Annotated in this window: 10 protein-coding genes; 2 read left to right on the plus strand and 8 right to left on the minus strand. The window is 75.2% G+C overall.

All coding sequences use genetic code 11. The features are described from left to right. Window positions 1-14 precede the first annotated feature (14 nt). Complete coding sequence (locus tag ACWEFJ_RS03370) at window positions 15-1,178, plus strand: citrate/2-methylcitrate synthase (RefSeq protein ID WP_449712791.1); 1,164 nt, start codon at window positions 15-17, stop codon at window positions 1,176-1,178. Between the two features lie 84 nt (window positions 1,179-1,262). On the opposite strand, the gene ACWEFJ_RS03375 is transcribed toward ACWEFJ_RS03370, so the two are convergent. From ACWEFJ_RS03375 to ACWEFJ_RS03405, 7 genes are all read right to left on the minus strand, one after another. Continuing rightward, window positions 1,263-2,027: a class I SAM-dependent methyltransferase gene (locus ACWEFJ_RS03375; RefSeq protein ID WP_449712792.1), complete on the minus strand. Its 765-nt coding sequence runs from the start codon at window positions 2,025-2,027 to the stop codon at window positions 1,263-1,265. 227 nt (window positions 2,028-2,254) lie between these two features. Continuing rightward, window positions 2,255-3,454, minus strand: coding sequence for a thiolase family protein (locus ACWEFJ_RS03380; RefSeq protein WP_378089175.1), 1,200 nt, complete (start codon window positions 3,452-3,454; stop codon window positions 2,255-2,257). After that, the gene (locus ACWEFJ_RS03385) at window positions 3,420-4,919 is read right to left on the minus strand and encodes an AMP-binding protein (protein ID WP_449712793.1); all 1,500 of its coding nucleotides are present in this window, start codon (window positions 4,917-4,919) and stop codon (window positions 3,420-3,422) included. Before ACWEFJ_RS03385 ends, ACWEFJ_RS03380 begins: the two co-directional genes overlap by 35 nt. After that, window positions 4,919-5,500 (minus strand): biotin transporter BioY, encoded by a 582-nt coding sequence (locus tag ACWEFJ_RS03390; RefSeq protein ID WP_449712794.1) that lies wholly within the window; start codon window positions 5,498-5,500, stop codon window positions 4,919-4,921. Before ACWEFJ_RS03390 ends, ACWEFJ_RS03385 begins: the two co-directional genes overlap by 1 nt. Beyond that, window positions 5,500-6,129 carry an energy-coupling factor transporter transmembrane component T family protein gene (locus ACWEFJ_RS03395; protein ID WP_378089180.1) on the minus strand — a complete coding sequence of 210 codons (630 nt, stop codon included), beginning with the start codon at window positions 6,127-6,129 and terminating at the stop codon, window positions 5,500-5,502. The genes ACWEFJ_RS03390 and ACWEFJ_RS03395 overlap by 1 nt, the downstream gene beginning before the upstream one ends. Then, window positions 6,126-6,848, minus strand: a complete 723-nt coding sequence (locus tag ACWEFJ_RS03400; RefSeq protein ID WP_449712795.1) for an energy-coupling factor ABC transporter ATP-binding protein — start codon at window positions 6,846-6,848, stop codon at window positions 6,126-6,128. Before ACWEFJ_RS03400 ends, ACWEFJ_RS03395 begins: the two co-directional genes overlap by 4 nt. Next, on the minus strand, window positions 6,845-7,255 hold the full coding sequence (locus tag ACWEFJ_RS03405; RefSeq protein ID WP_378089184.1) for an acyl-CoA thioesterase: 411 nt from the start codon (window positions 7,253-7,255) through the stop codon (window positions 6,845-6,847). Before ACWEFJ_RS03405 ends, ACWEFJ_RS03400 begins: the two co-directional genes overlap by 4 nt. Before the next feature lie 87 nt (window positions 7,256-7,342). Between ACWEFJ_RS03405 and ACWEFJ_RS03410 the strand changes: the two genes are divergently transcribed. Then, window positions 7,343-8,320: a zinc-dependent alcohol dehydrogenase family protein gene (locus ACWEFJ_RS03410; protein ID WP_449712796.1), complete on the plus strand. Its 978-nt coding sequence runs from the start codon at window positions 7,343-7,345 to the stop codon at window positions 8,318-8,320. 38 nt (window positions 8,321-8,358) lie between these two features. Here ACWEFJ_RS03410 and ACWEFJ_RS03415 read toward each other — a convergent pair. Next, window positions 8,359-8,864, minus strand: a 506-nt coding sequence (locus ACWEFJ_RS03415) for a cellulose binding domain-containing protein (protein ID WP_449712797.1), incomplete at its 5' end; no start/stop codon positions are given.

Raw genomic sequence — 8,864 nt, forward strand, 5'->3', positions numbered from 1 at the left:
CGAGGAGGTTGTTCATGGACGCACCGGCTGGCCTGCGCGATGTCGTGGTCACCACCACCGAACTGGGTGACGTGCGCGGCGACGAGGGCTTCTACCACTACCGCGGCTACCCGGCGATCGAGCTGGCCCGGACCCGGGCGCTGGAGGACGTCTGGTTCCTGTTCCTCGAAGGCCGGCTGCCCGACCCGGCCGAACGCGCCCGCTTCGCCGAGGACGTCGCCGCCCTGCGGCACCTGCCCGACGAGGTGCGCGAGGTGCTGCCCGCCGTCGCCCGCGCGGGCGACCGGTTCGCCCCGATCGCGGGCCTGCGCACCGCCCTGTCGGTGCTCGCCGCGGCCCGCGGCCTGCCGCCGGTCTGGGACGCCGCGCCCGAGCGCCGCCGGGCCGACGCCCTGCTGGTCGCCGCCGTCACGCCGACCGTGCTGGCCGCGCTGCACCGGCTGCGCGCCGGCCTGGAGCCGCTGGAGCCGCGGGCCGACCTGTCCGCGGCGGCGAACTGGCTGTACCTGCTCACCGGCGAGGTGCCCGACGAGGCGCGGGCCGCCGCCGTGCAGAGCTACCTGGTGTCCACTGTGGACCACGGGTTCAACGCCTCGACGTTCACCGCCCGCGTCGTCGCGTCCACCGGGTCCGACGTGGTCTCCGCGGTCGCGGCGGCCATGGGCGCGTTCGTCGGACCGCTGCACGGCGGCGCGCCGGACCGCGCGCTGGACGGCCTGGACGAGATCGGCTCGCCCGACCGCGTCGACGCCTGGGTGCGGGAGAAGGTGCGGTCCGGCGACCGCGTCATGGGGTTCGGGCACGCCGTCTACCGCACCGAGGACCCGCGGGCGCGGATGCTGCGCGACATCGCGCTCGACCTCGGCCGGCGCGGGTTCGACCCGGACCTGGCCGAGTTCGCGACGACCGTCGAGCGGCGCGTGGTCGAGGTCCTGGCCGAGCTGAAGCCGGGACGCGCGCTCTACGCCAACGTCGAGTTCTACGCGGGCGTCGTGATGGCGCAGTGCGGCATCCCCAGGTCGATGTTCACGCCGACGTTCGCCGTGGGCCGGGTCATCGGGTGGGCCGCCAACGTGCTGGAGCAGGCGGCCGGCGGCAAGGTCATCCGCCCGGCGGCCCGCTACGTGGGCCCACCCGCTCCGCGACCGCTCCCGACCACGGTGCCGACCGGGGCGTGACCGCGCACTTCCCGAGGGCGGGCGGCGAGGGCACACGCCGCCCGGCCGCGCCGTCGTGGTGCGCGGCCGGCGGGTGGAGGGCTCCTAGCGGGCCGGTTTGCGGGCCTCGACGAGGAAGCGGCGGGAGTGGGCGACGAACGGGCCCTCGTCCCGGATCCGCTCGTGCAGCGACCGCAGTCGGTCCCGGTACTTCGCGGCGGTGAAGTCCGGGACGAACCAGATCACCTTGCGCAGGAAGTAGACCATCGCCCCGACGTCGAAGAACTCCATCCTCAGCTCGGCGGTCCGCAGGTCCACCACCTCCAGGCCGGCCGCCTCCGCCCTCGCCCGGGCGAGGTCCGGGTCGCGGTCGCTGCGACCCGTCGGCCGGGGGCCGAGGAAGAAGTCGTAGACCTCGTGGCCGCTGTCCGGGCCGACCTGCTGGGAGAGGTAGGTGCCGCCCGGCGCGAGCACGCGGGCGATCTCGTCCCAGTGGACGGCGACCGGGTGGCGGCTCGTGACCAGGTCGAACGTGCCGTCGGCGAACGGCAGCGGCGGCTCGTCCGGGTCGGCGACCACGACCACGCCCTTGGCCCGCAGGTTCTCCTGGGCACGGGCCAGGTTCGGCGGCCAGGACTCGGTGGCGACCATCGCCTTGGCCGCGCGTTGCGGCACCCCCGCGAGGACTTCGCCGCCGCCCGTCTGGACGTCCAGGCTCATGACCGCCCGGCCGATCCGCTCCCCCATCAGCCGCTGGTACCCCCACGGCGGGCGCTCCTCGGTGGCCCGGCCGTCGAGCCAGGAGAAGTCCCACCCGGTGACGTCGACCGCGTCCGCCTCCGCCACCAGTGCGTCGAAACCGTCGTCCATGATCGGGATGGTCACACGCCACCGCGCCGGGCGGCCACCGCATTACCCCCACCCCGCTTCGACCGCGCCCCGGGGTGCGATCCCACTCCCCCGCCGCCGAAACCGTCACCCGACCCACCGCGCGGACCCGGCGGCAAGGGCGCGACCCCGCTCCCCGCCGCCGAGCCCCGTCACCCACCCAACCCACCCGCGCGGACTCGGGGGGAAAGGCGCGGCCCCGCTCCCCGTCACCCGATCCGTTCGAACAGCGCGGTCAGGCCCAGGCCGCCGGCGATGCCGAGCATCGCCAACCCCTGCGCGCCGGCCGGGGCCGCTTCGCGCACCAGCTGCGTGTGCAGGCGCGTCACCAGGATCGCGCCGGACGCCCCGTACGGGTGGCCCAGCGCGATCGCGCCGCCGTCCCGGTTGACCCGCTCCTCGGCGATCGACAACGCGTCCAGCGAGGCGAGCACCTGGGCGGCGAACGCCTCGTTGAACTCGATCGCCGCCACCGAGCCCAGGTCCAGCCCCGGCCGCCGGACGAGCAGGCGGCGGGTCGACTCGACCGGGCCGATGCCCAGCAGGTTGGGGTCCACGCCCGCCGAAGCGCCGTCCACGAAGCCCAGCACCGGACCGACCCCGAGCCGCCGCGCCTTCGCCAGGCTCGTCACCAGCATCGCGCTCGCGCCGTCGTTGAGCGGGCACGAGTTGCCGGCCGTCACCGTGCCGCCCTCGGCGAAGACCGGGCGCAGCGCGGCCAGCGCCTCCGCCGAGGTGTCGGGCCGGGGGCACTCGTCCGCCTCCACCACGCCGCCGCGGGTCGGCACCGGGACGATCTCGGCGCGGAAGCGGCCCGCCGCCGCGGCGGCCGTGGCGCGCCGGTGGCTGCGCAGCGCGAACGCGTCTTGGCGGGCCCGGTCGACGCCGAACGCCCGCGCCACGTTCTCCGCCGCCTCGCCCATCTCCGGGTCGCCGACCGAGTCCGGCGCGAACCGGGCCCGCGCGTAGAAGCGGGGCATCCCGGTCGGGCGGGTCGGCCGTTCCGCCCGCCACGGCGCGGTGCTGGTGCTCTCGACCCCGCCCGCCAGGTAGCAGTCCCCCGCGCCGGCGGCGACCAGGCGCGCGGCCAGCACCACCGCCTCCAGCCCGGACCCGCACTGCCGGTCCACGGTCACGCCCGGCACGTCGACCGGCAGCCCGGCGGTCAGCGCGGCCAGCCGGGCGACGTTGCCGCCACCGCCGGCGGCGTTGCCGATGACGACGTCGTCCACCTCGCCCGCCGCCACCCCGGCCTCGGTCAGCACGGCCCGCAGCACGGGGGCCAGCAGGTCCTCCGCCCGCACGGCCGCGAACGCGCCGCCCGCGCGCCCGACCGGCGTGCGCCGGGCGGCGACCACGACGGGGCGGCGGTCGTCAGGCGGGTAGCTGGACGAGTCGGCTGTCGCCATGGTCGATCCACTCCTCGATCCGGGCGCGGGCGGTCTTGCCGCTGCGCGTGAGCGGCCACTCGCGGGCGGCGTAGACCCGGCGCGGCACCTTGTGGCGCGGCAGGTGGTCGGCGCTGCGGCGGAGCACCTCCGCCTGCGTGAGGTCGAACGCGCCGGGACCGGTCACGACCGCCACCAGCACGCTGCCCAGGTACTCGTCGGGCCGGCCGACCACGACGGCGTCCTCCACCCCGTCCAGCCGCCGCAGCGCCTCCTCGACCTCGCCGGGGTAGACGTTGTGGCCGCCGGTGATCACCATCGACCCCGCGCGGCCGACCAGGTGCAGGCCGCCCGCGTCGTCGAGCCACCCGTGGTCGCCCACGGTGGCCCACTCGCCGTCGGTGCGGAACGCCTGCCCGTCGTCGCCCCACACGTACCCGGAGCTGACGAGCGGGCCGCGCACGTGGACCTCGCCCGGCGTCCCGGTCGGCACGGCGCGGCCCTCCGGGTCGCGGACCTCCAGCTCCACGCCCGGGAACGGGAGGCCGACCGCGTCGGGATCCCCGTCGGCCCCGGCGTCCGGCGGGGTGTGCCGCACGGTCACGAAGCTCAGCTCCGACGCGCCGTAGTACTCGTGCACGTGGGCGTGCGGGAAGAACGCCCGAGCGCGGGCCAGGGTGGCGGGGTCGAGCTTGGCCCCGCTGCTGACGATGGCGGTCACGCCGGGGTACGGCCCGGGCGCGGCGGCCAGCTCCCGGTGCAGGCCGCGCAGCATGGTCGGCACGACGACGAGCCGCGTCACCGACCCCAGCCCGGCACGCACCGCCCCGGCGTCGAACCGGGGCAGCGTCGCGAACGCCGACCCCTCGTGCAACGCCTCCACCAGGGCGTACAGCCCCAGCCCGTGGGAGAGCGGACCCGGTGCCAGGATGTGGTCGTCCGGGCCGACCCCGAACACGTCGCGGGCGTGCGCGAGGCTCGCGCGCCACGTGCCGCGCGCCCGGGAGAACGCCTTGGGCAGCCCCGAGGTGCCCGAGGTGAAGCCGATCAGGAACGTGCTGCCCGGGTCGCCGGGCGCCAGCTCGCGCGCGGGGTCCACGCCGCGGAGCCCGTCGAGCCAGTCCTCGTACGAGTCGCCGACGACCAGCACCGGCGCGTCGGTCTCGACCGGCCGGGAGGTCACCACCAGGTCGGGCCGCAACCGGCGCAGCACCTCGGCCGTCCGCGCGGGCGGCCAGGCCGGGTCCAGCACCGCGCACGCGCCGTCGCCGGCCGTGCCGCCGACGACCAGCTCGGCGAAGGCGGGCGAGTTGCCCACGTCGATCGCGAGCAGGGGACGCCCCGGTCGCCGCGCCCGCAGACCCGCCGCGACGGCCGCCGCGCGCTCGGCCAGCTCGCCGTACCCGATCCGGTGCCCCGGCAACCGGAACGCGGTGGCGTCGGGACGCTCGCGCCACCACCTGACCACCCGTTCGGCGACGGGCATCACTTCACCGGCATGGGGTACGCGCGACGCACGCCATGCACCACCAGCGCGGTGATGGCCGCCTTGACCAGGTCGCCGGGGACGAACACGAGCCCGCCCACGAGCGCCTGGCCGAGCGACAGCCCGCCGGCGACCGACAGCCACGGGATGCCCACCAGGTAGACGGCGAGGATGCCGCCGACGACGCACGCCGCGAAGTACGCCCCCACCTGCGCCCACCGGCTGCGCAGCCGCAGCACCCAGTGCTTGACCAGCAGCCCGGTGACCAGCGCGCCGAGGATCCAGCCGACCACGTACCCGCCGGTCGGGCCGAGGAAGACGCCGATCCCGCCCCGACCGCCGGCCAGCACGGGCAGGCCGATCGCGGTCAGCAACGCCACCAGGGCGCAGGCCAGCGCGCCGCGCACCGGTCCCAGCGCCGCGCCGGCGAGCATCACGCCGAGCGTCTGGAGCGTGATCGGCACCGGCACCACGCCGAGGGTGACGGGCGGGACGAGCCCGAGCGTGACGATGATCGCGGCGAACAGCGCGATCATCACGACGTCCCTGGTGGTGATCCCGGTTTCGTTGCGCGTGGCCATCACGTGGTCTCCCGGCCGGTGGGGTGGGGTGGTGGGTAACAGCGGGCGTCGATCGCGTCCGCGATGTCGTCGGCCGACTTCAGGACCCGCACGACCAACGGCACGATCAGGGCCACCGGGCTCGCGCGCAGCCCGCGCGCGGCCTGCGCCTCCCGGATCTCGTGGTAGCGGCGGGACACCTCGGGCACGAACCGCAGCACCAGCGACACGCCCAGGCTGATCTTCGCCGGGTTCGCCAGGCCGAGCCCGGCCAACGGGGTCAGCAGCCGCTCGAAGAACTCCAGCACGTCGCTCGCCCGGGTGCTCGACGTGACCGCGAGCGCGAGCAGGAGCAGCGCCAGCAGCCGGCACACGCTCGTGACGGCGGCGTGGACGTCCTGGAAGACCGCCGTGGCGGTGAAGATCACGGCGAGCATGACGAGCAGGCCGGCGAGTTGGCGGCGCAGCGTGGCGAGCGGCGGGCGCACCGAGGCGAGCAGCGCGGCGGCCACCGCGGCGGCCGACCCGAGCACGACCGCGTCGTCGGTGAGGAACAGGGCGATGCCCGTCACGAACAGCGCGCCGAACTTCCACCCCGCCGGCAGCCGGTGCAGCGGTGTGCGCCTCCTCACGTACAGCGAGAGGCTCACGAGCAGTGCTCCCGGTACCACGCCACGGCGTCGGCCGGGTCGCCGTCGCGGGCGATGCGGCCCTGGTGGACGACCAGCACGCGGTCGAAGCCGTCGAGCAGGTCCAGGTCGTGGGTGACGACCACGGCCGACTGGGGCATGCGCGCGATGGCGTCCCGGATGCGGTTGCGGTTCTTCAGGTCCAGCAGCGTGGTCGGTTCGTCGAACACCACCACGTCCGGCCGCATGACCATCACCGCGGCCAGCGCGACCAACTGCTTCTCGCCGCCGCTGAGCAGGTGGCTCTGCCGGTCCGCGAGGTGCCCGATGTCGAATTCCGCCAACGCGTCGGCCACCCGCCCCGGAATTGTGCTCTTGGGCACACCGAGGTTCTTCAACCCGAATGCGAGGTCCTCGGCGACGATCGGGAACACGATCTGGTTGTCGGGGTTCTGGAAGACGAAACCGACTTTCGCTCGCACTTCCCGCGCGTGCTCGACGGTGTCCAGCCCGTCCACCCGGACGCGGCCCGCGTCCGGCCGCACCAGGCCGTTGAGCAGCCGGGCGAACGTGCTCTTGCCCGAGCCGTTCTCGCCGATGACGCCGATCCGGCGCTCGGCGAGCCGGGCGGTCACGTCGACCAGCACGGGACGGCCGTCGAAGGACACGTGCACGCCGTCCAGTTCGAGGACGGGCGCGGTGGTCGGGGTGGGCGAGGGCGCGCCCGCGGCTCGCGTCATGCCGAGGAGGCGCCGGCCGTGGCGCTCAGCGCCGCGTGGACGTGCGGGGGCACCGGTTCGGCGCGCCGGGTGGCGGGGTCCACGCACACCCACACCACCGTCGCCTCGACGGCGGGCGCGTCCGCGCCGACCGGTCGGACCTCGGCGGCGAACGTGAGGCTCGTGCGGCCGACGCGGTCCACCCGGGCGGTGATGTCCACCACGTCCTCGAAGCCGACCGGCGACCGGTAGACGAGCTCGACCTTCTTCACGTGGTAGGCGAGTTCGGTCGACGCCGGGTCGAACTGCGCGGCGAGCCCGTTCTCGCGGAGGAACTCGTTGATCGCGTCTTCGACGTAGGCGACATAACGCCCGTTGTGCACGTTTCCGTGCATGTCGACATCGGAGAACGAGATCCTCGTCCGCACGTGCGCTCCTCCCGATGACCGGCCCATTGTCGTGGCGCTCCCGGGCATTGTCCATATGATGACCGACGACTTCCCGCGGAGGTGCGCTTGTACCGGTCGATCGTGCGGTCCTTCGGCAACGCCGTCGACGTCGTGGAGGTGGAGGAGTACGAACCGCCCCGCCCCGGCCCGGACGAGGTGCTGGTGCGCATGACCGCCGCCACCGTCAACCCGTCCGACCTGGTCACGATCGCCGGCGCGTACCGGTCGCGGACCGCCCTGCCGTTCGTGCCCGGTTTCGAGGGCGTGGGCGTGGTGGAGCGGGTCGGCGCGGAGGTCACGGGCCTGGCCGCGGGCGACCGGGTGCTGCCCATCGGCACGTCCGGGGCGTGGCAGCAGGTCAAGCCGACGCAGGCCCGGTGGTGCTTCCGGGTGCGCCCGGAGCTGACCGACGAGCAGGCCGCGACCTGCTACATCAACCCGCTGACCGCGCGGCGGATGATCGACGAGCACGTCGTGCCGCGCGGCCGGCCGCTCGTCGTGGTCAACGCCGCCGGGTCGGCCATCGGCCTGATGCTCGCCCGGATGCTGCACCGGCTGGGCGTCCCGGCTATCGGCCTGGTCCGCCGCGACCCCGACCGCCCGGAGCTGGCCGCCACGCCCTGGACCGCCGTGCTGGCCACCGACCGGCCCGACTGGCACCACGCGCTGCGGGACCTCACCGACGGGCTGGGTCCGGAGGTCGTGCTGGACGCCGTGGGCGGCGAGGAGGGCGAACGCCTCGCGCTGGGCACCCGGGTGGGCGGCTGCCTGGTGCACTACGGCCTGCTGTCCGGGCGGCCGCTGCCCGTCGACCTCGCCGCCCGCCGGCCGGACCTGACCGTCCGGCTGTTCCGGCTGCGCGACTGGGTGCACGCCGGCGGTCACGCCGAGATCCAGCAGGCCCTGGACGAGGCGGGCGGGCTGGTGCTCGACGGGGTGGCCGCGTCCCGGGTCCAGGGCCGGTTCCCGCTGGACCAGCTCACCACGGCCATCCAGCGCAGCGTCGCGTGGGGACGCGCGGGCAAGGTGATCATCACCCCGTGACGGTGCGCCCCCGGTTGTGAGGGGCGCACCGCGTCCGGTCAGGGGCTGGTGCAGGTGAGCACGGCGCCCGTGGGGCTGCTGCCGGTGGCGATGAACCCGAACGTGGTCGACGCGTTGGCCGCGAGCGAGCCGTTCCACGACGCGTTGCGGACCGCCGCCTGCGTGCCGCTGCCGACCAGCTCGCCGCTCCAGACCTGGGTGATCTGGCCCGAGGGCAACGTCCACCGCACGGTCCAGCCGGTGATCGCCGACCCGGCGGTCACCGTCACCTCGCCCTGGTAGCCGCCCTGCCACGAGTTGACCGTCCGATAGGAGGCCGCGCACGCGCCGGTCGGGGGCGTGCCCGTGGTGGTCGTGGTCGTGGTGGTGGTCGTGGTCGTCGTGGTGGTGGTGGTCGGGGTGTCGGTGGGTGCGACGGCGCGGCCGGTGGTGGGGGAGATCATGCCGGCGCAGAGGTTGCGGGAGGCGAGGTTGGCGGCGATCTGGGGGATGGCGTTGATGGTGGTCTGGTAGCCGTCGTGCATGAGGATGACGCCGCCGTTCT

The sequence above is a fragment of the Actinosynnema sp. NPDC004786 genome (assembly GCF_053601135.1).